The following is a 26423-nucleotide window of genomic DNA, read 5'->3' as shown; positions in this document are numbered from 1 at the left end:
CCGGCCGGGTCAGCCGTCGGCGTCGTACCGGCCGGTGGCCACGTCGGCCAGCTCCTGGTGCACCAGCACCCATTGGCCCTCCGTCCACGCCGACGGACAGAACACGTGGTCGGCGAGCAGGCCGAGCATCGCCCGCTCGTCCGGATGGCCGGCGAGCGCGTCGCGGAACCGCAGCTCGGCGTCGGCCGCGCTCGCGCCGGGAACCTTCACGCCGCGCATCGCGCCGGGCTGGAACGGGAAGAGGTCCACCAGGCCCGTGCGCATGTTCCGGCGCAGTCCCCTGGCACGGACGAACTCCGCCACCACGGGTGAGGTCTGGCGCAGGCGGGCGAGGATCTCGTCGGTCACGGTCACGACGTGGGTGTCCGCCGACGGGTCGAGGTCAGGATCCGCACCCCCACCGGGCACCGTCTCGTCCCGCAGGGCGGTGGCACCCGGTCCGGTACCGATCAGGGAGCCGAGCTCGGCATCCCATTGCTCGCGCAACCCGTCGGAGAGCGCGAGCCCGCGCGCCTCGGCACGTTCCCTGGTGAGCCGCAGTGACCGCCGCAGCAGGACCGACGTGTCGCCCGGGGCGGAGGCGGCGTAGTGACGCAGGGCCAGTAGCTGGCTTCTGGCGCGTGGATCGTCCAACTGCCGGAAGACCTGGTCGAACTCACCCGTGAGCCGGCCGGGATCGCCGCGCACTCCGTCGGCCCAGAAGGACAGCGCCTGCTGGACGATCGCGAACCGTGCCCCGCCATCGAGCAGCTCGAGGTACCGCGCCGTGGGTGGCCGCGCGTTCACCACGCTGACGGGGTACGCCCGGGTGCCGTTCGTCGCGTCGAGCACGATCGGCCGTCCCCCACCGTCCACTACACCCACGACGATCTCGTACCGCCGGCCATCCGGAGGCTTGGCCAGCGACACGAGGTCCGCGGATCTCACGATCCCGCCGCGCTGGTTGTGCAGGGTCACGAAATCGGCGCCGTCGCCGGCCGCCACGATGGCTCGCGCGCCTTCTCCGGCACGCGACAGGATCGAGCCGAGTTCCTTGTCCAGCCGGTGCAGGGACATCTCCAGCAAGCGTCCCGTTTCCGGGTCGGCGTGGCGTGTCTCGACGGTGACCGCAGCCTGGAAGCGCACGCCACTCACCTGTGCCATCCGCCCGAAGACTCCGGCCTCGACGCCGATCGGACGGTCGAGGTCGCCGTCGGCGAAGTAATCCATGGTGGGCGCCAGGCTGGTGCGCACATCCAGAATGCCGGGACCCGCCAGGAAGAGTTCGGGCTCGTACACCCATGTGCGGTCAGGATCGCTCACCGGAACGACCCCGCCCGGTTCGGCCAGCGGTGCGCCGATCGTCACGTCCACCCCGTCCGCGCCGGCAGCACCGGTACCCCACTGCCGATCCAGTACCGGGAACGAATTGGCCCGGGCCCAAGTCACCGGGCTGTTCTCCACCAGGCTCGCCCGAGCGCGTGGGCCGAGTTCGTCGAGCCGGGCGACGAGATCCTCGGTCCCGTGCCGGAAGGCGGCGATCGCCTCGTCGATTCCGCCCGCGAAGTACCGGTGATGGGGCGTGGTCGCCAGACTGGTGAACAGCGCGCTCGCGGACTCCGCGCTCAGGGTCTCCGGCCACCGCCGGAGCAACCACGGCTCCGGCTCCATCCCGTCCCGCTCGGCGGCCACCTCCACCCCGGACAGGGCGTGCTTCAATCCGTCCAGATCGCCCCGCGCCGCTTCGGCCAACGCCCGCAGCCACGAGCGGGCTGCGGGCTGGGCCAGAGCCTGCGCGAACGTGACGACCGGTTCCACGGCGGCCGCCAGTCGTGCGACGGGAGCGTTCGCCCGCCACTGGTCGGCGAGAGCCTGTTCCAGGTTGCTCCCGCGTGCCTCGGCTCTCACCTCCGTCAGCCGCAGCGCTCGCTCCAGCAGGCGCACGGGTGCCACTCCCTCGGCCTCGCCGGCCCGAACGGTGTGCTCGGCCAGTGCCACGAGCTGGCTGCGCGCGTTCTCATCGCCCAGAGAGGCGAACAGGCCGGCGAACTCCGACGGCACGCCGAAAGGCCAGCCGAGCGCGCCCGCGAGCATCGGCCCGGCGAACTGCGCCACGGCCTCCGCGGACGAGTGGTGATGCCGCGTTGGGGGTCGCGCGTTCACCGGGCTCAACGGATGGTCGGGCAGTACGAGCGGCGCGCCGTCGCCGTCCACGGCCAACGCGACGAGCTGCGACGGGTGCGGGGCGTCGTCGGGCAGGGCGGCGAGCGCGCGGGAACCGGGCTCGATGCGGGTCCCCTTCACCACGCCGCGGTCGTTGGACCACATGACGAACTCATACGGCGCGGTCCGGCCGCGGCGCAGCGCGGAGTCCGTGGCGGCCGGGCTGGTTCCCTGCGGCAGCCGCGCGATGAGCATCCTCGCTCCGTGCCCCGCCTTCGCCAGGAAGGCGGCAAGATCGTCACGTACGCGCATTCGCGCCACCACGGCGCTCCCGTACCCGGCCGCCCGGCCTTCCTCCTTGAGCAGGCTGTGGAAGCGAGCTCCGGTGAGGTCCGCGATCCTGCCGAACACGCCGATCTCCCTGCGGTAGGGCAGTTCCCGGTTCCCGGCGTGGTAGCCGTCGTCGGTGGGAACCAGGCCGAACGGCGGTTCCTGGCCGGGCTTTCCCGGTCCGCCGAGGAAACGTTCGACGACGTACTCGCCGAACCCGCCACGAACGGGCCGCAGACCGCCGGGCTCCATGACCGGGGCGCCCGCGTTGATGTCGACTCCGTCGGCTCCGGCGACGCCCGCGGACGCATGTCGCTCGTGCGGCAGCAGGTAGATCCTGGCGTTTCGCTGCCGCCACAGTTCCGGGTAGCCGGTGTCGACAGACTGCCGTTCCTCGTCGGTGAGCGACGCGATGGCGGAGGCGGCCCGGCGCTCGAGTCGCTGGTTGAGCAGGTCGACGTCCTTGGAGGTCGCCGTCAGGTCCGGCCGGAGGTGGTCGGCGGTCTCCGCCGGGACGGCCGGGTCGGCGCGTACCGCGGCGGCCGCGGCCCACGCCTGCCCCCGGCGAGCCAGCACCGCCTCCAGTGACCCACCATCGCGCTCGGCGAGCGCGCGAACGCTCTCGAGCGCCTGGCCCAGTCTGACCGGATCGCCGCCGACGGCCACCGCCATCGCACGCAGCTGCAACCTGGCGTCTCGATTGCGCAGGCCGTGATACAGGGACGTGGTCTCCGCCGCACGCAGCGCCGCCTCGCCCCGGTCCGGTGCGCGCAGGCGCTCCACCAGGTCGACCTCCGACGACTCGTCGCGCTGGACCCGGCGCAGCGCCTCCCACCAGCGAGCCCGTTCGGCCGCGGGCAGTGACTCCAGTGCCTCGGGGCTCGGCGGTCGGGCGCTGAGGTTGCTCAGGGCCGCGCTGGGCAACGGGACCGAGCGACCCGTGGGGCCGACGACCAGGACGTCGACGCCGGTCACCTCGCCGTCGGCGCCGAGTTCTCGCCGCGGAAGGGCGGTACTCGCGGTCTGGGCCACCGGGTCGACGAACATCAGACGTCGATCGGCGTGCACGGCGCCGACCACGTACGGCTCCCGGCCGTGGCGCCTCAGTGCCACCACCGCGAACGAGCGCTCTCCGCCACGTTCCAGTGCGGCGCGGATCCGCTCGGGCACGGACGCCACCGCCTCGCGGTGGCCACCGCCCGGCGGTGCCGGCTCCAGCGACTGCCAAAGCCCGTCGAACTCGTCCTCGACCCTGCCGAACCGGTCCGCGTCGACCCGCGCGACCACGGTGCCGTCGCTGCCTGGTTCGTCGAGGACCGGCGGGGGCGCCACCATCGGTTCTCCGCGCATCGTCCGCAGCAAGGCCAAGGTGGCCGGAAGGGTCAGCTCGTCCGACGTGCGAAGCGCGTCGGGCCACAAAGCGGTCACCAGCCCGAACGCCTCAGCCGCGGGCAGCGCGAACCCGCGCCTGGTGTTCCGTTGGCGCCTGGCGACGCGCTCCGCGAGAATGTCGAGAGCCAGCCGCTCAACCGCTGCCTGGTCGTCCGCAAGGCGCAGCTGTTCCAGCAGGTCCAGTTCTCGCAGGAAACCCCGCAGCGGGGAGTCGTTCCCGGCGGCCGAGCCGAACATCCCGCGCACATTCCCGCCCGTGGACTGGACCCTGGCCCGCAGCGCCCGCGTGAGAGCAGGGTTCCCGGCCCGCACCTCCCGGAACAGGGTGTCGGCTTCCGCCCGCAGCGCCGTGCCCGAATCCGTCGGAGCCAGGCGGGCGAGCTCGCGGGCGATCAACTCCAGCTGCGCCATCCTGCCCTCGACAGCGGGAGCGTTGCGCGACAGTCCGGACAACAAGCTCGTCGCGCCGAAGCCCGCGCCGGCGATACCGTGCGCCAGCGCGAGTCCCAGCCGCCTGCGCTCCAGCCCTGCCGCGATCTCGACCACGAGGGTGTCCCGGTCCGAGCGGTCCAGCGAGCCCGCCGACGGCTCGTTGTCCGGCAACGCGTTCGCGGGAACGAACGACACCCTGATCCGGTCGAAGCGGACCCGGCCGACGCGGGACCCCCGGATGTCGACGACGTAGTGCCTTGGTCCGGCGTGCCGGACCCGGAGATCATCGCGGTGGGGCCCGCGTTCAACGAGCCACAGGACCTCCCGGACGGCGTTGCTGACGTCGGCCGTGGTGATCCGATGCGTGCCGAAGCCGTTGTCCCATCGCTCGGCCGGGTCCCGTTCGGCGGAGCGCACGAGGCCCGTCTCCGGGAGGACGGCCTGTTCCGTGGACGCCGCCGGCCTCGTGGACGCCGCCGACCTTGTGGACGCACTCTCGCGGACGGGCGTCCCGGTTGCGTCCCGGGCTTCTGCCCACGTGCTCTCCCCCACGGCGTGCACGACGAACCCCGCGCGCCCGGCGATCGTCGTCCTGCGCACGTCCCGCACGATCAGCGGCTCGTCGGGGGCCAGCAGATGCTCCCGCAGCTCGGCGCTGTCGGGCCGGACGGCGGCCAGCGAGACGCCCCGGCGGGTGTCGATCCGCCACACCACCGGAACGCCCGCGCCACGTTCGCCGCCGGGAGGGTTGCGCAGAGCGAACTGCTTGGCCCAGCGAAGCTCGTAGGACGCGAAGTCCACGGGACCGCTGGCGCCGCCCGGGTGCCCCCGGGTGAGCACGGAACCGGGTCGCAACGCGTCGACATACGCCTCGTCCCGCACTGCGATCCCCCGGTAGACGGTGACCGGCCGCGGGAGCCTGCCCGCGCCGTCGACGATGCGGGCGAACGACAGCGCCGCCTCGTCGGCCTCGGCGTCGCGCACGGGCGGGTCGTCGTTCCAGTACGCGAGGTAGGCCAGGTACCGGTTGTACCGGTCGCTGGCGAACCCGGCGCCCTTGCCGCGCGCGAGAAACGCGTGGACCCGCTCCCGGTCGCTCTCCGGCAGGCCCTCCCACCAGAGCCGGGAGGCCTCCTGCGTTGCCGCGATGTCCGTCGCGGCGGGACCCCCGAAGCGGGCCAGGTCGAGCTCGCCGACGCTGGGCTCCGTCTCGTGCCATGGCGTCTCCGCCGGTGCGGCCAGCGCCTGCACCGCCTGCGCCCGTGCGTGCACCTGCTCCAGACTCGTCCGCAGATAGCCGTCGTCACCGATCAGGTCCCACAGCGAACCGGCCCCCACGAGGTCGGTCTCGGTCGCCTGTGGCCGGAAGTACCGGTAGATCGACAGCGCCGTCCAGCCGGTGTCCCCCTGGCCCGTCGGCGCGGCCGTCACCCGGCGCAGGTACGCGGGACTCAGCGGGTCGGGCAGGCGCGGGCCGTCGAAGGGCACCTCCTGCTCACGGAGCACCCGGTCGAAGGCGTTGACGTAGTCGCTCAGCCCGGTGACGAACGTGAGACCGTCGGCCAGTGCGCGCCTGCCGGAAAGCCCATGGACGGGGGCCGAGGCCCGTCCGGCCAGCATCGTCGCGTACCGGTCGACGCCGTCGAGCAGCCGGTGCAGCTCACCGGCCCGGTGGAATGCGGGCTGCTCCGCCGCGCTGTCCACAAGGGACCTCAGCCGGGCGGAGACACGGCGCAGTTCCTCCGGCAAGCGCGCGGCGGGCACGAGCCGAGGGCGTCCGCCCCAGTCGCCTCCGGTCGCGTGCGGCGTGGCCTGGTCCCGGATCATTTTCGTGAGAGACGGCCGGGCACCGGTCCCATCGAGATCATCGAGATCATCGAGTCTCGGCCGGGGACCGCCGCCCTGGCCACGCCTGCCGCCGTCACCGGCCAGCGGTGGCGGGGTGGCGGGCCGCGGCAACGGTTCCGGTTCGCCGAACGACCACGGCGTGGTGTCCGGCGAGCGCCGCAGGCCGAGCGCCTCGGTCAGCCTGGTGGTGTCGGCGTCGATCTCCCCGGCCACCTCTGTGAGCGTGCGGGCGTAGAAGAGCGCGATCTGGTCGCGCAGCGGCGACAGCGGCCCGCCATCCCAGTTGATCAGGAACCTCAACAGCTCGCCGGAGAGGAACTCGCCCCGGCCGTGCCAGGCCTGCGCGGTGACGCCGACCGCGGCGGCGCCGATCGAGATGGACAGCTGCAGGGCGGCGCCCGCCACGTCGAACGCCCCTGGCCGCATCGCCTCGTCCGACGTCCGGCGGACCATCCCGCTGGCGGCACCGGGACCCGCCTCGGAGAAGGCGAGCGTCGCCCGGCCCGGCACGCCGACCGGCCCATCGTGATAGACGTCCACTAGCCTGCGCAACTGCTCGATGACCTGCGGGTATCCATTGACGGCATCGGTGGGACTGACCAGGGCGAGCGCGTGGGTGTCCGCCCCGTTGGGCAGGAGCAGCGATGGCAGCCCCGGGATCCAGGGCAGCACCCGGACCACCATCTCCTGACGGTGCCTGCCGCGAACCTTGGAGCCGAGCTCGTAGACACCGGCATGCTTGACCTTGTCGATGAACAGCCGGAGCTCGCCGCGCCCGATCGTCCTGACCTCGGCCAGGTGCGGGATGCCGTCGGCCAGCGCACCGGTCGCGGCGAGCTCCAGGAAACCGTCGACGTACTCGCGCGGCGACGCCGCGGTCAGGTCCCTGGTCTCCCGGTACCAGGCCGACCGCGTCGGCGGCAACGCCGCGGGCGCCTGCTCCGCGAACCGGGCGGCGGCATTGATCGCACCGTGCAGCTCGCGCAGGCCTAGCTCCGCCCAGTCGTCCATGGTCGCGGGCACCGCGGTCTGCTCGCCGATGGCCTTGAGTGCGCCTTCCGCCTGGCGGGTCGCCCCGGCACGAACCGTGCGGGCGGTCGCGGCCCCGTCGATGGCCGACTGCAGCACCCCGACACCGTCGCGAACGGCCGACGCGTCGTTACCCGTCGCCGCGGAGTAGACGGCGTTGGGCCCGCCGCTGCTGATCCCGACCACACCCGTCCGCACCGCGAGCTGGCCGATGGTGCGCGCCCACAGGTGGACCTCGCGGTCGAGGATGTCGGCGACCTTGCGGTCGACCTCGTCCCGCAGTGCGCCCATGCTGGAGTACCGGGGCACCAGCATGGTCACCGTGCGCCGCGGAAGCTCGAACTTCGAGTGCACGACGCGAGGCGGAAAGTCCTGCCGCATGGTGGGCGAGGCGCCGACGACGATCCGCAGCTCCACGGTGCGCAGCCGCTCCGGCAGTCTCCCGGGCCGTACGAGGGAGACCACGACCGTCCTCGTGTCACCATCGGTCTCCTCGTCGCTCACCGAGCTCACGTTCGCGTGTCCGGCGGCCGTCGCCTTCACCCGCTGGGCGGCCCGCTCTGTCAGGCCGAACCGGTCGGAAGGCACCGGCGCGTCACGTTCCGGGTCCGCGGGTGTGCCGGGCTCGGGCGCGTGCGCCTCGAGCTCCCTGCGGAGCCTGCTGACGATCTCGGTGGCCGAGGCCAGCACGCCCTGTGCGGTGTAGGCCAGGCTGTTGATGGTCAGCGCCCCGTCCGGCTTGTCGTAGCCGAGCCGCGCCCGGCGGCCGTCCGTCCACAGTGCCGCGATGACCTTGTACGCGCGCGTCGACGCCAGCGCGGCGGCGACCGCGGCGCCGCGCTTGCCGATGCTGCCGACGAGGATCTGCGCGATCGTGTCCAGCCTGCTCATCGCCAGGCCGAAGGCGATCGAAGCCGGCGCTTCGAGCAGGAGGGTCGCGTAGTTCTGCCAGATGTAGTCTTTCAAGCTCGGCATTTTCCACAGCCTCGAGGCCTTGTAGAGGGCGCTGAGCAGTTCCCGGGAAAGGGTCTGCCACAGCAGTTCGTCGCTCGCGCCCGCGAGCCCCGTGGAGTAGATGACCTCATAGGACAGCTCCCGGGTGCGCCAGCTGCCGTCGACGAGCCGCTGGGTGGAGAAGTCCCGGCTGTGCGGGACGAACGCGATGTCGACCTTCTCGCCGGTGCCCAGCTCCACCCGCAGCCGCTCGGCGTCGGCGTCCCAGGACACCGCGCGAAGCTCGTCGAGCAGTTCCTGGTAGTCGCCCTCGGCCAGGAGGTCGGAGGGAATCCGCCTGGGTCCCTCGCCGCGCAGGGCATCCGCCAGCTGTCGCGCCGTGCCCCCGACCCTGGCCGTCAGTTGCGCCTGCGCAGAGCTGGAGCCAGCGAGATCCTGGGAGGGCGGCGCCACCTCCGGCAGTTCCACGCCGTAACGGCGGGCGAGCGGTGTCATGGACTCGACCGTCGCGCGCAGCTCGCTGGTCAGCCTGCGCAGCCCCGGCCCTCCGAGGCCGCCCCGCCAGGCCGCCATGAGCCTGCGCATCTCGTCCGCCGCGATCGCCCGCTTGCCCCCGACGGTGTAATAGAGGGGAACCTGGGTCAACCCGCCATAGACGAACCCGAACAGCGCGGACAGCAGGCCGACGCCGTCGGCGCCGAGTCCGGTGGCCGAGCCGAGGAGGTAGCCCGCGGTGTTGCCGCCGATGTTGCCACCCTGGTCGTAGACGGCGAACCGCATGTACGCCTGGATCTCGTTGATCGGCGCGACGTACTCGTTGATCTCCTCGATCAGCAACTCCCGCAGCGCGGAGTCCACTTCGGACATCGATGCGTCGCGGTCGACCAGGATCACCCTGCGCCCGCCCTCCACCCAGGCCTCGTCCCGATCCACCGGGCCGAGCACCTGGCCCTCCGGCAGGTCGGCCGCCTCCAGCTGCACGGTGAAGCCTGGGCGCAGCAGGGCCGCGCGCCCGGTGCCCGACCACCAGGTGACGAGGAACGAGTTGTGCCCGCGCGGATACTCCGGCAGCTCGTAGCCGTCGACACCGTGGTCACGGGCGGAGATGGGCAGCTCGGTGGTCGGCGAGACGACCACGCGGTGGATGTTGTCTCCCAGCACACCCTGTTCGAGTGGGTCGGCGTAGTGGTTGTGCTTGAGCACGAGCGCCATGCGCGACACCTTGTGCTTGAACAGCCACCGGGCCCTGGCAAGGCCCGGCGCCGGGTGCTCGTCGACCTGCCGGAAATGGTCGACGATCGCCAGCCCGTGCTCGGTCAGCCGCCCTTCGAGACGCGGGTGCCGCACGGCCTTCGGCAGCCACTTCCGGCGGCGGTCACTGCCGTGCACCGCCTCGCTGAGGCCCGCCCCGTTGTCCCTGCCCGCGTCGTCGCCGTTGATCAGCCGCCGCAGCAGCTCCTCGACGTGGCGCAGCTCGTCGAGCTCGGGCTCGGCCACCGCGAACTCGTCGGCGCGGGAACCGGCATGGCCCTGCTCCCGCAGCCCGGTGACCAGCTCCTCGTGCCGAGTGAGGAGCGTGAGCATGCGGTCGAGCAGCGCCAGGTCGCCCTTGCTCAGCCGCATCCGCCTTGGCGGGCGGGGGTCGCCCGTGAACGCGCTCGGGCGCTCGTCCTCGGACTCGACCCGCGTCGTGCGCGCGGGGTCGGCCAGCTCGAGGTATCGCTCGAGCACCCGGCCGGCATGCGCCCGGCCGCGCAGCAACTCGCCCGCGGTCCGGGCGAGCTCGGCGTCCAGCGTCGCGGCGAGGTACAGGCCATCCGCTCCATCCTCTTCGGACACCAGGCTCCGGTATCGCAGGGTGTCGGCGAGGCCGGACAGCACGGGCACGTGCTGGCGGTAACTCTCGGCGAGCCGCAGCTCGGCTCTGGCCAGTCCGGTACCGGACTCCGGCTCGGCGTGCCGGTCGGCCAGCTCGGCGAACTCGGCGGCCAGCACCTCGGCCCGCTCGGCGAGCGCTGCCGGATCGGCATCCTGCCGCGCCCACAGCAGCGACTCGGTGAGTGCCGCCAGCTCCTCGTCGGCACGTTCGTCGGCGGCCAGCAGCTCCGCGGCGCGCGCGGCCGCCGACGCCTGCGGGGCTGCCCCCGGTGGCTCGCCGGGCTCGGGTGTTGACTCGGCCGCCGGTGCGGCGGCGTGCAGGTCCCGCACCCGGCCGGGCAGCTCAGCCAGCGCGGCCCGCAGCGGAACGCCCAGCAGCGGCACGAGCCCGGGCCCGGCGTCCGGCAGCGGCGGCAGCACGATCGTGGCGGGGCCGTCGGGCCGGCCGCCGTCGAGCGTCATCCGCAGGCCGGGCAGTACCAGCGACGCCTCGGTGGCATCCGGATCCGCGCGCACCTGCAGCTCCACTTCCAGCCCATCCGGCCAGCGCAGTCGCCAGCGGTTCTCACCCGCGGGTTCGGCCGCGACCTCGGAGCGGTCGAGCAGGGTGGCGACCGTGTCGGCCAAACCCTCTGGGACCGTTGAACCCGCCCTGACCGGCAGGGTCGGCAGCGCCACGCGCTCCCCGGGCACCACCACGGCGGGAGCGGCCGGGGCCGCGCCCGCCGGAGACTCCGGCTGCGCCGGCGGCTCGGCCCGCTGCGCGGGAACGGCACCGGGGTCGTCGTCCGGATCGAACACGGGCATGTGCTGGCCAGCCGTGCGCAGCAGCGTGGCGGAGCCGTGCCGCACCAGCGGCCGGTGCTCGGTGGCGAGGCCGGCGGCGTCGACCTCGGTGATCGCGAGCCCGTAGCGCTCGGCGAGCAGGGCAGGCAGCCTGCCCTCGAATAGACCGTCCACAGCGGACGATCCGGTGCGCAGGGCGTCGAGCGCGGCGGCCTGGTCGCCGTCGGTCACCAGCTCCGGGGCGGACGACCACAGTGGCCTGCTGTCGACCGGCAGATCCAGCTCGACCTCCAGCGCGGCGATCAGGCCGTCCCGCAGGCCGGCGGGTGACGCCACCCCGTGCAGCTCGGCGAGCCGGGCGCGGTCCGCGGCGGGCAATGCGCGGTACAGCGCCTGGAACGTCGCTTCCGCCCCGAACTCGGTCCACTCCGTACGCGCGCCGATCCGGTCCAGATACCGGAGCTGCGCGGCCGTGAGCGCGTTCGGATCGCCCACCACGCGCGGGAAGTCCTCGGCGGTGAGGTCGCCGGTGAACCGCGAGCCCGGTGCCTGGGTCGCGACCCAGGCACCGTAGGAAACGCCCCAGCGTTCGATCGCGGCCGCCAGCTGGTCCGTGAGCGGGCCGAGCGGGTCGGGACCGCGGTGGGTCTGGCCAAGGGGCAGACCGTGGTAGTAGCGGTCGGCGACGAGCCGCACGGTCTCGTCGAACCGCGTCTGCGCGGCGGTGGTGCGGGCCGAGGCCGGCGCAGGCGGATCCAGCACCTCCAGCGGCGGTATCCGGGCGGGCCGGGTGGCGACCGCGCCGGAGAGCCAGTCCCGTTCGACGATCGCGCGTCGCTCGGCCGCGGTGAAGGCCCCGTGCCGCAGCGCCAGCTCCCCGGCGAGGCCGCGCAGCAGCAGGGCGTCGCGGCCGTCGACCGGCAGCCCGACCCCGGCCCGCCGCAGCACGTCGCGGAACGCGGCCAGCTCGTGCTCGGTGGAGTCGAAACCGAACAGCGTGGCGAGCGCGGGCTCGGTGCGCGGCGCCGGCCCGGACGGAGCACCGGCCAGCGCGGCCCGCAGGACGGGGCCGAACTCCCGCCCCTCGGCCACCGCCTGCCTGTGCAGCGCGCGCAGGTCGACGTCGTGCGCCAGCACGCGGGCGAGCTCGGCCGCTGAGAACTCCGCGGCACGCAACGCCTCGTGCAGCGCCGCACGCTCGGCGGGCCAGGCGTCGTCGGCAGGCGGGACGATCTGGGGCGCGGCCGGGCGGCCGGGTTCCTGGCCGCTCTCGCCGGGCACGGCGCCGTCGGGGGTGACCCGGTACCGGTGCCGCGTACCGTCGAGCGCGGTGACCTCCAGTGCGATCTCGGCGTCGAGCGCGGTGGCAAGATCGTGGGCGGCCCGCACCGGATCCGGAGGCACGCCGGGTGGTGGCCGCACCGCCGACGCGGGGCCGAGGACCAGCCGCCGCGCCGCCTCGGCGTCGGCGAGCATCCGCTCCGTACCGGCGGCCGCCGCCAGCCACTCCCGGTGCGCCTCGGCCGGATCGCCCTCCGCGCGGGCGCGCAGCAGCGCCTGGCCACGCTCACGCAGTAGCGCCGCGGCGGTCTCCGCGCGCCGCAGGTGGGTCAGCGCCGACACCACGGAGCGCCGCGCCGCCCCGGACTGAGGATCGACTGGGAGCGCGCGGCGGACGTCGGCGGTGACGCGGCCGGCCCATCGGGCCGCCTCGTCGTGCGCCGCGATGGCCGCCGCGGTCTCGTCGAGCGACAGCCGCAGCAGCGAGCCCGGTGGCAGCCCGCCCGGCACGGCACGGACGGCGGCGCCGGCAGGGTCGTCGTGCCGCAGCAGGTCGGCCAGGTCGAGCCGGGGCGCGTTGCGGTCCCGTGCCGCGAGCAGCACCCGCACGTCCCGCTCGTCGTAGCCGGTGAGCCCGGCCGCGGTAGCCGGGTCCCAGGGAGTGAGGCGCGCGTCGCCGAGGGACTGCGTCCTCGGCGCGGACGCGGGCGCGGGGCTCGCGGGCTCGAGCGCCGCCCGGTAGGGCTCCAGCTCGGCGGGAACCGTGCGCAGCGCGGCGTCGGCCGGGACGTACACCTCGGCGCTGCCGGGCCGGGTGACGAGGCTGCCGCCCACGGTCTGGCCGTCGTGGTCCAGCAGCTCGACGCGGACGGTGTGCGGCACCCGGAACACCGCGGTCCGGCCGCGGTAGCCGGTGGCACGCACGCCGTCCTCCCCGCGCGCGAGCTGCCCCGCGGCATGGTCGAGGTAGCCGAGGAACTCCGCCGCCCCCGGATCCTGGTCGAGCCGGACCACGAGCTTCACCTGCTCTGTCCGGCGTGGCCATGGCCTCGGCCGGTCGAGCCGCAGGCGCAGGCCCTCGGTGGCGAGCCGCTGGTAGGCGGCCTCCAGCCCGGCCTGGCTCAGCGACGCGTCGACGCGGAGCATCGTGTCGAGCTGCCGCGCGCGCACGCGCCGGTTGCGGCTGACCGGGGCGTTGTCCCCCGCCGCCGGGTCGCCGTCCGGTACGTAGCCCGCGCTGGGCACGACCCCGTGCCGGGCCAGTACGCCGTGCACCAGTTCCCGCAGTGGCCCGGCACCGTCGTCGTGCGCGGTGGAGCCGAGGGGACGCCCGGTACGCAGCTCCCGCGCGATGACGGGGACGTCGTTCTCCGCGGCCCTCGTGAGATGGTCGGCGGGATAGGACGGCGCGGGCTCGGCCGGGTCGGCGACCGGGACACCGCGTACGAGGCGGCCGTCGGCCACGGCGTCGGCGGCGACGGGCAGCCCGTAGCGGTAGGCGTCGGCCTCGGCCATGCGCGTGAGGAGCGTGCCGCCCACCTTGACGCTGTCCAGCTCCACGCCGGTCTCGGTGAAGAGGGTCAGCTCGTGCACGACGCCGGGCGTCCCGGAGGAATCGCCCCATTGGTGCACCTGCGTTGGCCCGGTGCGTGCCTCGACGGTCACCCGGCCGCCGTCGTCGAGATCCACCCGGTCGGTCCGTACGCCGGCGCTCGGCCCGCCCACCATGGTGACGTCGCCTCGACGGACGGTCGCCGTGTGCCGCACGACGAACCGGCCGCCGACCTCGGCGCGACCGGTGAACACGTGCCCCTCGGCTCCCGCCGCGGCGCTGGGCAGCACCTCCTCCAGCCTGCCGGCGTAGGCGGTGACCTGCCTGCGGACCTCGGCGTCGAGCGAGTACCCGGACTCGCTGAGCAGGCGGCGCAGCGCCTCGGCGAACTCCTCGCGTCCGCCGAGATCGAGCACCCGCAGATGGGGCAGCGGGTGTCCGGCCGCCTCGTCCCGGCGCACGCTCTCCGCGGCTTGCTCGGCGGGAGTCTCGCCCGCGGCCAGCAGCAGCGTGCCGCCCGTGCCGGGCCCGTCGGAGGTGAAGACGACGGACTCGGTGAACTCGCCGGTCGCGGGGTCCCGTTCGGACACCTCGACCGCCACCGTCACCTCGGTCGGCTCCCCCGGTTTCCCGGTTTCCACGGCGATGCCGGCGGTGCCGGGCCGCCGGTCGAGCGCGCCACGCAGTGGCGCGGAGGCGTCGGGCTGGGCCTCGATGCGCACCGGGCGGGGCTCGTCAAGCCGCAGCCGGACCCGGAAGTCGCGGGGCTGCGTGGTGCCCAGCGACCACACCTCGCCCTCGGCCGAGACAAGTCGTGAGAACCGTTCGGCCAGTCGCGCCCGCAGCCACGACGTGGTGATCCCGTCGTCCGCCGCCCGGTCGGCGAGGTGGGCGGCCAGCTCGGGCGCGAACGGCACCGGCTCCAGCGGCACCGCGGTGACCAGCGAGAGCTGCCGCGCGGGGTCACCCTCGACCCGATTCTCCACAATGGACGCCGCGGACTCCTCGGCTGTTTCCCCGGGTAGAGCGGGCAGTGCGGCGAACGGGTCCAGGTCGGGATCCCGCGCCTGGAACGCCCGGCCGAGCCAGTCGGTGTGCGTCTCGGCGAGGGCACGGCGGGAGGCCGCCGAGTAGCGTCCGTGCAGGTAGGCGTCACCGGCGAGCGCGCGAAGGCGCTCAAGCCCGCCACGGTCGAGCCCCTCCGGGACGCGGGCCGCCGCGAGCAGGCCCGTGAACCGGCTGACGTCCTCCGCGTCGGCCGGGTCGAAGCCGAAGAGCCCCGCCACGGCCGGGAGGTCCACAACGGACGGCTCCCGCTCGTCGCCGTCCCGGTCCCGCTCGGCTTCGAGCTTCACGTCGGCGGGCAGATCCAGGACCTTCGCCGTGCCGCGCTTGGCCGCCAGCTCGGCGGCGAGCCGCAGGTCGGAACCGAAGCGAGCGTGCAACGCGCGCAGGTCGACCTCGGCGGCCAGCAGCCGGTCGAGGTCGATTCCGGCCAGGTCACGCAGCGCCCGCTGGAACGGCAGGTCGTCCTCGTCCTCCCGCGCACCGCCCCCGAGCCGCCCGGCGGCCAGCTCGCGCAGCGCGTCCGGCAGCGCATTGGCCGACACCGACCGCACCGCCATGCTCGTGAGCAGCATCCGGTGCGCCGGGTCCTCGGGCAGGGGAGGGAGCACGACCTCGGCCACGTCGCCCACGACAGTGACGAGCACCCCGCCCTCGCCGGGTCCGATCCGGAACCGGACCGGCCCCGCGGCGCCTCCACCGAGGTCGAACCGCCAGCCCTCGCCGTCCCGCTCCGCGTCGACGGGCTGCCGGGCGAGCACCTGTTCCAGTGTCGCGTCGAGCAGCTCCGCGTCGGTGGTGGTGGGGCCCTCGTAGCGCACGAACGGGCCGTCCAGCCGCAGCGGCTCGGGCCCGGATGCCCCGGGCGCCCTCCCCGGACCGTTCGCAACGTCCGCAACGTCCGCCGTGTCCACGGTGTCTACCTTTTCCACCGTGTCTGCGGAGGACGGTGTTGCGGGAAAGATCGTCGCGACGTCCACGAGCGGGCCTGGCTCGCTCGGAGGAGGTCCCGGAGAAGCGGCGCGCAGTCGCTCCAGCTCCAGTGGTGGCCGGGGAATGCGGGCGGCAAGCCGCCCGGGCCGCCCCACACCCGGATCCACCGGCGACGACCCCGAAGCAGCCAGCTCCATCGGCGGCCGGGGAATCCGGCCGGCTAACCGCCCCGGCCGCCCCACACCCGGATCCACCGGCGAGCCCGGCGTCTCCGGCGGGGACGGCACGGCAGCGGAACCCAGGAACGTGTCGGAGAACGGCACACCGTCCCGCGCGATCCAGCGCCGGCGCTCCCGCCCGCCCTCGACACTGTCGAACCTGCCGGTGATCCCCAGCTCGGCCAGCACACCGCGGACCGTGTCGGCGAGGTCGTAGCGCAGGAACCCCGTCCGCGCGACGAGATCGGGCACCACGTCGAGTGTCGTGCCGGTCCGCGCACCGACCGCCGCCTGCGCGCGGACGAGCGCGTCATGGAGCCTGCCGAGCCGGGGCCGCCAGTTCGCCCAGTCCGCCGAGGCCGCGTCGTGCCGCCTGACCGCGGCGGAACGTTCCTCCGGCGTGCTCGCGGTCGACAGCTCGTCGCGGGCCGCGTGGAGCGCCAGCAGCGACTCCCGCAGCTGACCGACCAGGGATCGCGCCTGCTCCAGCTCCCCGGGGCGGAACTGCGGCGCCGTCGCGTCGCGGAGCGTGTCCAGCGCGTCGTCGGCGCGCAGCAAGAGCTCGCCGACGGTGGCGAGCTCGGCGCGGCCCCGATCGCCGGTGAACACCGCGAGCGGGTGTTCTCCGACGAGCTCCCGCACCAGGTCGGCGACCGTCGCATAAGGACGGTCGGCCGAGAAGTCCTCCCGCTGGGAAGCCTGCCGGAGGAGGTCGGCGATGTCGAACCTTGGCGCGTTCCGCACGGTGCGGCGCAACGCTCTCGGCGCCGCGCCCTGGTCGGCGAGGGGATCGGCGAGCACCGCCCGTTCCTCGGGAGACCGGGGCAGCCGCACCCGCTGCTCGAGGATGTCCGGCACGCGCGCGGACGGGGTCTTGAAGTAGACACCGCCGACCACCTCCGCCCGGCGGGTCTCCGGCGGACGCAGCCAGGGCTTCCAGGTCACCGTGAGCGCGTGCTCAGCCCGTCCCGACCAGAGCGCCGACCCCATGCGGGTCATCATGTGGTGGTCGACGCGGGTGCCACGGGTGAACGTGTTCTGCTGCCCGCCCGACACGCTGCCCCTGACCGTCCCCGCGGGGTCGGCCTCACCCCGGAGCCCGGGGGCCGCGCCATCCAGCTCGTACGGCGACTCGGCGTCTCCGCCGACGAGACCGGTCAGCGCCGAGCGCGCGCCCATCGTGCGGCCAGTCGCCTCGACCACGCGGGTCTGCGCGCTGAATCCGCGGTCCGCCTCGGGATCGTCACCGTCCTCCCAGCGCTCCACCCGCACGTCGAACAGCCGTGTCCGCAGGCTCACGGTGAGCGTGCCACCCGGGATCGAGTCGAGCAGCATCGTCGTGGCCTCGCCGCCGCCGTTCAGCGTGGCGAAGTAGGCCTGCAGCACCGCGGGCCCCAGTGCGTCGCTGATGCGGTCGCGGTACTGGTGCACCCGGTGGCCGAGCACGTCGGGCGCGGAGAGCAGGTGCAGCGCCTGCTCGACGAGCCGCTCTCGCTCGACGAAGATCGCCCGCACGTCCTGGTCGGCGAGCGCTCCGGGGCGCAGGCGGCGGAAGTCGAGGGGACCGGGCTCGGCGGGAACCCCGTCGGCGACCGAACGCGCCGGGTACTCGAGTGTCAGCTCACCCCGGACCGTGGCCTCGAACCGCGAGGCGGACTCTCCCCGGCCCAGCAGCCGTCCCGGCTGGGTGAGGAGCTGCTTCGCCGCACCGACCGGCCCGCTGAGCCCCGCGCCGTACAGGGGTTCCGCCCAGACCCCGGCTGTGATGTCGAGCCTGGCCCGGAGCCGGTTCACGGCGACCCAGTCGAACTCACCGGCGAGTGTGTGCTCCTGAGCGGAGGTGACCGCCTGGTCGGCGTGCTGGCGGCCGGCGAGTGGACCGCCGGTGGGATCGACGCCGATCTCGTCGCCGGGCCCGGTCTCGTCCTTGCCGCGGGCGGGGAGGTCGAACCCGCCTTCTCGGCGGTGCCCGCCCTGGCCGGATCTGGTCGCGTGCAGGAACCGTTCCTGGCCGACCCTCTCCTGCCGTCCCGTCACCTCTGGCGTGCCGAGCTCGGCCGTCAACCGGACCACGAGGTTCTGCGTCCACAGCCTGGTCCGCACCGGCAGCCTCAGCTCGAGCCCGGTCGAGAGCATCGTGTCTATCGCGGCGGCGGAGCCGAGGGCCGACACGTGTGTCTCGAGCGCGTCGAGCACCCTCGGCTGACGGTCGAGCAGGCCGGGCATCACCCGGTCGACCAGGTTCCGGAGGACGTCGACGGGGTCGGTGTCGTGCGTGAGCCGGACTCCCGCGTTCGCCCCGAGTCCCTTCTCCCCCGGCCTCGTCAGCTGTGGAGGCGGAGCCGCCTCGCCGATCTCCTCTGGCGGTTCCGGATGTTCGGTGACGAGCCGTTCCAGCACCACCCGGTACTCGAGTGCCGTGACGACGGGGTCCTGGGCTTGCGCGGTGCGCTCGTCGGGCAGCAGGCGCGGGTCTGCCCCGGGATAGGCGCGTGCGATGTCGGTGAGCACCGGCCAGAGGTGCTGCGCCGCCACCTCGTCGCGATGCTCGGTGACCAGCCGGAGCGCGGCCTTCGCCACGACGGCGCGGTCGAGCTGCTGCTCGCCACCGCTCCAGGCGCGGAGCACGTCCGCCACCTCGCTCGCGGGCAGCGGGACGCGGCCGTCGCCGTAGAGCTCCAGCGCGTCGACCTTCGCCAGCGCGTACACCACCGACAGCGGCGTGGTGTCGCCCGGCTCCCCCGGGGTGACGGTGACGGTTCCCTCGGCCGTGAAGAGGTAGACGTCGTTCGTGAGGACCACCCGGCCGGTCTCCGACGTCGCTCCCGTGGCGCCCGCGGTCGACGACCCTCTACCGACCAGGCCGGACTCGCCCGTCCCCGGCGATCCGCCGAGTTTGTCCGCCGTGGAGGCCAGGCCGACGCTGACCCCGGCCCCGATGTCGTGGGTGGCACCGAGCAACGTCTCCGACAGCACGGCGGTGCCCGACGCCACCCAGTCGGCCTTGCCGACCCACGTCGAGCCCTCCAGCTCCCCGCGGAGCGTGATCCTCCGCCTGCCCGTCAGGAACGGCGCGGTCGTGCCGTAGCCGGCGCCGAAGATCCTCGGCAGGTGGGAGAGCAGGTCGCCGTAGTCGCCGAACTGGCGGATCGCGCGCTCGCTGACGACGGGCAGCAACGCTCCGGCGAGAAGCGAGCCCGGCCGGGATCGCAGCCGGTCCCGCAGCGGGCGGCGGCGCTGGGGCACGGCTCCCTCGGGGCTCCTCGCGGCCTTGCCGATGGCGCGCTGGACATCGGCCGCGTTCGACACGTGCAGCGGCTTCGCCCGGTCTAGCACCTCGGTCGAGGTGGGAGTCGCGGAGCGGACCGACTCGCCGGCGGTGAACGCCCGGTGCAGGAGTACGTCGACCCGCTGGCCGTCCACCGCCCCGAGGAGCGTTTCCCGCTCGCCGTCCCGCACGGTGATCTCGTAGGACACCGGCACGCTGAACGCGGCGTCGGTGCCCCGGTCGTTCATCGACGCGACCCTGCTGCCGCTGCGGCGCGCCGTCACCCCGGGCTCCACCGTGCCGCTGGCTCCGGCCGCCGGGGCGAGCGCCAGCAAGCGCAGCAGTCCGCTGGCGCCGACCTCACCGCGGCCGCCGCCCGTGAACGAGCTCGACCGGCTCAGCGCCTCCGTGCCGAAGACCAGGTTGATCAGGTGGTACTCGTCGCTCGTTCCGCGGTACACCGCGTTCGCCGTGTCCACTTTGGCGCGCACGTTCAGTGTGACGCTGCGCCATCCGGTCACCGCGGTCCGGTCCCGCTTCCACAGGGTGAGCGGCAGCCCGGTCTGTGCCGCCTCGTTGAGCTGCGCGGCGATGATGGCGTCGGACAGCTGGTCCTCGATGTACAGCCTCGTCTCGTGCCGCGCTTCGGTGGGGCTCCGGGTGGCCAGCGGTACCAGGCTGCCGTCATGGGCAAGGACACCCCTGTTGTCGAGCTTCACCGCGCCGGTGCGCGGGTCACGCCTGGTGACGTACCCGTTGTCGACCGCCCAGTCCAGCACCGCCGACCGGATGCCCTCGCCGTCGAGTGTGCCGGGCAGCACGTGCGCGGGGCCCACACCGTCCCGGATGTAGGACGGGAAACGCACCTCGCCGTCCGCCTCGGTCGGCGGGGTGCGGAGGTTGCGGACCCGCTCGACGAGCACAGGGCCGTCGCGAGTCTCGACCTGCTCGGTCAGCCGGTTGCCGGCGGCGTCGACCAGGAACGCCTCCTCGGGCACCGGCAGACCCCAGTGCGCGGCCTGCTCCTCCGGCATCCGGAGGTAGACCTCCCCGTCGAAGCGCTTCGGTTGCGTACGCGCCGACTCCTCGATCGGGCGCACGATGACCGAGGCACGGTACGACACCTTGTGGACGATGGTGTTCCCGGTGAACCGCAGGTCGCGCATCTGCAGCGTGTCCCTGTCCACCCCGTACCGGTGCAGGCTGCTGCGGGTGCCGTACGCCGTGGCACTGGCCTCGAGCGCCGGGGTCAGCCGCGGCCCGGCGCCGAGGCCGAGCGTGCCGTTGTCGGCGACGGCCGTCGCCCCGCCGTAGCCGGAGCCGGACCGGCTGTCGAAGCTCAGGTAGGGGTCGCGCATCGGCGCGGTCAGGAGTTCCGCGGTGTCCTTGCGGATCTCGACATCGATCTCGACGACGTGACTGAGCCTGCCATTGGTGCGGACCGGGAGCTCCAGTCTGTCTCCCTGGGCGGCCGCCTTCCGGAGGCGCGACTGCAGACCGCGCACGTCGATGCGCACGGCCTCGTACTCGGCGTTGTCCGGGGTCCGCTCGCCGTCCGACAGCAACAGGTCGTCCACCACGGCCTCCGCGATGGCGTCGAGCCCGCTCATGCCGTAGGCGTGCCAGTGCGGCACCCGCGGGTCCAGCCGGTCGGCGGGGCTGCTGGCCACCGCCTCCGGCGGCGGGCGCAGGAAGCCGTTGCCGGACCACACGGTGATCTCCGCGGCATCCCCGGTGGGCGGCACGCGCCTGGGTGATTCCCATGAACCGGTGTCGTCCCGGACCGACACCTCCCACGTCACCGCGACGCCGACGAGCGTGGCCGAGTCGTGGTGGAACTGGTTGTAGTCGACGGAGCTGCCCGCCGCTGCGGCGAAGCGTCCGGTCGCCGTCCGGATCTCCGACTGCCCTCCCTGTGCCGTGAACCCGGCCGTGACCGGGATCAGCAGGCGCGAGACGGGGTCGATCAGGCGGGCCACGTCGGCCTTGAGCTGCACCTGCCTGCCGCGCTGGCGGTCCCGCCCCACCCCGGCGCCGCTCTGCACGATGCGCTTCTGGGCCAGCTCGACGACGTCGGTCTTGGTCGGGACGATCCGCGGACGGCCCTCCGGCACGGCGCGGACCCGGACGTCCCTGCCGCCGAACGCGGCGACCGCACCGTCCGGCCCCACGAGGCGGTCGAACCGCGCCAGCAGCGTGCGGTTCAGGCTCTCCGCCGTGGCGCCGTCGACTCCCAGTCCGGCGAGCTCGGCGGCGAGCTCGGCCATTCCAGGCAGCGGCCCTCGGGGAAGGCCGGTCAGCAGCACCAGCCCGGGTGGGCGGGCGGCCACCTCCTCGGCCGTGGGCGGCGTCGGTTCCGGGGGAGCCGGCGGGCCGGGTGTGCTCTCGGGCTCGTGGCCGGTGTGGAACTCCACACCGGCGTGGCCGAGCGGGCCCCTGCCCGGCCGGGAACCATGGCTGTCGTCGCCGGGAGAGAACCGTTCCCGGCGGTGCCGTTGCAGCGCGATGTCGGTCTCGACATCGGTCCGCGACGGCAACCGCACCGCACCGGCACCCTCCGGTGGCGGCAGCTTGTCCACAGTGGATTCGCCTGCTCCGTGGCGGGCGAGCAGGGACTCCGCGGTCTCCAGCCGCAGCGGGAACGTTTCCCTGCCCAGACCGACGTGCCGCCACCGCGTCGTCAGTCCCGGATCGCCGTCGGCCCACCCGTCGCGGATCGTGCCGACCGAGCCGTACCCGCGCCGCGCCAGCAGGTCCAGCACCGCCTGCGCGTCGCGCGCGTACGTCGCGTGATCCGGCAGCCCGACGGCGTACCCGTCTCCCTCCGGGAGCACGATCGCGTCACCCGCCACCTGCCTGACCGTGTCGGCGAAGTGCAGGGCGTGCGCGTCGCCGTCGGTGCCGCGACCGTCCGGAGCCGGCAGGTGCGGCGGCGCGTCACCGAGGTCGAAAAGCTTGCGAACGAACCCCTCGTAGCGCGGGGAATGGGTGACATAACCGCCCTCGCCCGCACGTTCAGGCGCGTACGTCGGGCTCTGTGCGGCGTTCTGGACCTTCGCCTGCACGTACAGATAGGACAGTGTGCCGTCCTGCCACGCCTGGTGTAGCCGGATCGCCAGCGCCGCCTCCGCCCCACCACGTCGCAGCATCGCCACGAGCACGGACTGCACGTACCGGGGATGCCCCTGCTCGTACCGGTTCGGATCGGCGCCGAGGCCGTCGCGGGCGCCCAGGCTCGCCGTCGGTCCCTTCACCTCGACGACCCGGTAGCCGACCGCGTTGCCGTCGGCGTCGCGCTCCTCGTACACGCTGTCGAACCGGCCGGCCCCGGCGAGCGGGACCGGCACGGGCACCAGGGTGTGCCCCACCGGCAGCTCCTGCCGAGCGAGGTGCATCGCGTGTGCGCCGGCGACGTTGCCGAGCTGCTCGCCGATGTCGCGCCGGACCCGGTTGAACCCGCCGCGGTCGTGCTCGTCCTGGTGGGCGTTGCCGAACGGCCGCCGCGCGGGCCGTCGCTTGCCCGACGAGAGGGCGGCCGCGTCGGCGACGGCGTCCTGGATGCGGGGGCGGTTGGCGGCGAGCCAGTCGGCGTCCTCGATCCCGAAGTGCGTGCCCTCGGCCACGACACCGTTCGCCGGGAACGAGGCGCGGTCGCCGAACACGGGGCCGCCGAGGTACTCGGCGGGGATCGCCGGGACGTCGGTGCCCTTGACGCGGTAGAGGCCGTCGGAGCCGCGCTCGATCATCGGCACCTCGTGGCCGAGGTAGGCCGGCCGTCCGCCACGCCGCTGGATGATGTGCGGTGGGTTCTGGTTGGGCTTCTTGTAGTAGCGCGCGTACAGCTCGTCGGCCGCGTCGCGGTCGGCGCCGTTGAGCACCGAGAGCAGCGCCTCGTGCGCCTCCTCCTCCGGCATCTCCCGCGGCGCGGGCGGCTGGTCCGGCCGCGTCGGGTGCCCGGTGTAGAACTCGACGCCGGGGTTGTCGCCGAGCGGGCCCCTTCCACGCCGGGGACCGAAGTCCTCAGTGGACCGTCGCTCGTGCAGCCACCGCTGCCTGGCGATCTCCGTCCGCGCGTCCGTCCCCGGCGGTGGCGTGCGTGACCCGGGGGTTTCCAGCCGGAGGGTGAAGTCGTTGCCCGGCTCGGGACGCCGCCACGTCGTGGAGCGGCCGGGACCGTCGTCGGTCCAGTCCGCCGGCAGCGGTTCCCCGGCGCGGTAGCCGCGCTCCACCAGCCCGTCCGCCAGTGCCTGGGCGTCCTCGGCGAAGGTGCCGTCGTCCGGCAGCCGCACCACGTACCCGTCGCCATCGGGCAGCACGAGCGCGTCGGAGACGGCCGCGCGCACGGTCTCGACGAGGTGCCGCGCGCCAGGGTCGTGGGCGAGGCGGACCGCACCGTCGGCGAGGTCGCCCTTCCCGGCGACCGACTCGCGCAGGTCGGTCAGCGCCGCGCGCAGCGCCTCCTCCGTTCCAGTTGACGACACCTCGACCACGGCCAGCTCGCTCTGCCGCGTGGCCCCGTCGAGCACGCGGGTGCGCGGCGGGTGCGCGCGGCCCGTTCCCGGGGCCAGTGCGTCCTGCACGGCGACGGCGGCATCCACCACCGCGTCGGGGAAGTGCAGGCGGACCGAGCCGTCGGCCGGCTCGACCCGCACGCCGTCCCGCTCGGGGGTGAGCGACTCCAGCAGGTCCGCGACCCGCTCCGCCGCGGTTGCGGCCTCCCCTGGCTGCCCGACGGGATCGCCGTCGACGGCCTCGGGGACCACCCCCGGGGTGCTTTCGGCGAGGTGAGTGAGCACCTGGTCGAGCACGCCGCCGGTGACGTCGGGGTAGGCGGAGAGCACCACGCCGGCAGGCCGCACCTGGGTCCACTCACCACCGCTCCGGGCGAAATCGCCCGCGTGCACCATGGCCTCGCCGCGTTCCAGCCCGTTGTCCGCGGAGGTGTCGACCGAGAACTCGACCGTGGTGCGGGTCCCGGCTCCGAAATCGAAGGTGACGGTGCCGCTGCCGCGGTCCACCGTGGCGAACCCGCCCTCGGTGAGCCCGCTGAGCTGTGCCGCCAGCACACGCCTGGCCGACGTGGCGTCCCGCTCGACGTGCTCGGAGGGCTCCGCGGCCTCCAGGCGGATCTGCTCTCCCGTCCGGAGCTCGTCCGGGGTGTGCCCACGGACGGGTCCCTCGGGAGATCCCCGGACGGGTTCCTCGGGAGGTGCGGTGTCCCGAGGCGCCGCATCGGGCGGCGTCCCTTCCCCGGCCGTGGCCGGCTCCGTGACGGACGCGTCGCCACCGGGGTCAAGGGGTGTGCCCTCTCCGTCCGGAACGGACTCCCCGGGCGCGGCCGGCTCGTCCCGCGGCGCCGGCCGCTCCCCACCGCCGTCCTCCGCCGCCCGCGCGGGTCCGTCAGCGGGCTCCGCCGGCTCGGCCGGAGTCGTCGCGCGCTGCTCGCCGAGCACCGCGCCCTCCGGTTGCCGCTCGACGGCCGTGTCCGCGGTGGGCCGGGACGCCGGTGAGGTCAGCTGGCCCCTGCCTCCGGCCGGCGCGCCGCCGGGTTTCGCGGTGCCGCCGGGTTTCCCCGTGGCGGTTTCGGCCCCGCCGGTCGTCGAGCCCCCGGCCGCCGGGGCGGGCGCCGCCGAGCCTGCCGGGGCCTGGGCAGCCGGGGCAGCCGCGGTCGCGGCGGCGTGGGCAGCGGCGGCCGCCTCCACGGCGGCGGCGTGCCCCGCCACGTCGGTCTCCCCGATGACGGTGAGCGGGTCGGCGGGCGGGCGCCAACCGAGATAGGCACGCTCCTCGAAGTTGAGCCGCACGGTGGAGAGCTCACCGTGCGTCTCGATCACCCGCTCCCAGGCGCCCCCGATCGCGCCGCCGAGCGCAGCCTTCGCCGCGTCCTTCCACGTCCACTCCGCGTTCGGGTCGGCGCGGGTCGAGCGCACGGACTGCTGGTAGTCCTGTGCGGGGTCCAATGCGGCGGTGAGGGCCTTCGTACTCGCGTCGCCGAGGACACCGCCGAGCGCGCCGGTCGCCATGTACCCACCGGTCCGGCTGGCCAGGCCCATGGGCGCCGCGCTCAGCGCGCCACCGACGCCCGCGACGAACGTGGAGCCCGGGCGGTACTCGTACCCGTCGATGCCCCACAGTCCCACCGGCAGACCGCTCTGGGCGGCGACGTCCCCTCCCGCCGCGATGGCACCGCTGAAGAGCGCGTACCCGGCCACGCGGCGGCCGAGCAGCGCGGCGGGGTTCACCCCGTTGCGCACGGCCCGCTCGACCGCGTCGTCCACAAGGGACCGCACAGCGGGCGACAGCACCTGGGTCGCGCCGCCCCGCGCGCCGGCGTTGACGGCGAACTGCCGGGCCAGCTCCCGCCGGACCGCAGCTCCCCGCAGTTCCCGCACCACGCTGCGCTGGGCCCCCTCCCTGATGGCCTCCCTGCGCAGCGCCCGCTGAGCGTCGAGCGCCCAGATGCGCGAGCCCGGCCCGGACAGCGCGCGCTGCGCCCACCCGGCCAGCCCGGTGGCGCCGTCCCGCGCCGCCGCACCGGCCCCGAGACCCGCGGCAGTGAGGCCGGCGTGCTGCGCGGCCCGCTGTGCCGCGGCGTTGCGGCCGGCGGTCAGGCCAAGGCGCGCCGCGGTCGGCAAGGTCGTCCGCAGCTGCGACAGCGCGACCTTGAACCCCACCTGGCGCAACGCCTCCAGCACCGCTTTCATCGCCACCCGGATGCCCACGCTGCTGGCGGTGATCGCGGGACCGATCGCTGCCAGGGTGGCGCCGAACGACGGGATCGCGCCGACGACGAGAACGATCACCTCGACCATCATGATGATCACGTTGACCAGGAACATTCCCTTGGCCAGCACGACCTGGTGGTAGAACTCCTGGACGCCCTGAGACAGCTCGCGCTGCGTCGCGAGCAGGTCGAAGGCCGCCCTGGAAAACTCGGACATCCGCATGGCCAGCGCGACGGGCGCGCCGGTGCCCTCCCACGTGAGCTGGATGCCCGAGGTGATGGCGCCCGCACTCTCCATCAGCTCGTGCGTGGCCTCCGCCTCGGCCGCCCAGGCCTCGTAGAGCTGCCGCAGGTTGTCCTCGTCGACCCTCGGGTACTCGCCGAGAATGAGGTCGAACAGGGTCGAGGCGTTGACCGGGATGGGGAAGCCCACCCCGAGCGCCTCGGCCCCCACCGCACCGTAGGTTCCGAGCAGGTGCGCGTTCTCCGCGAACCAGTTGTTGAACTCCTCGATGTAGCCGTCGACCTCACGAAAGAAGTCCTGTGCCGCCCATACCGCGTCGTCGCTCCACGCCATCGGCTCCCCCTGCC

General features: G+C 74.1%; 1 protein-coding gene. It reads right to left on the bottom strand.

The window, feature by feature from the left end:
- Positions 1–9: 9 nt before the first annotated feature.
- Entirely contained in the window at positions 10–26409 is a 26400-nt protein-coding gene (locus tag DI005_RS23525) for a hypothetical protein (protein ID WP_113643552.1), read from the bottom strand.
- Positions 26410–26423: the final 14 nt, after the last annotated feature.

Source organism: Prauserella sp. PE36, from assembly GCF_003311655.1.
GTDB lineage: Bacteria > Actinomycetota > Actinomycetes > Mycobacteriales > Pseudonocardiaceae > Prauserella_A > Prauserella_A endophytica.
This window is presented reverse-complemented; position numbering and strand designations above follow the sequence as displayed.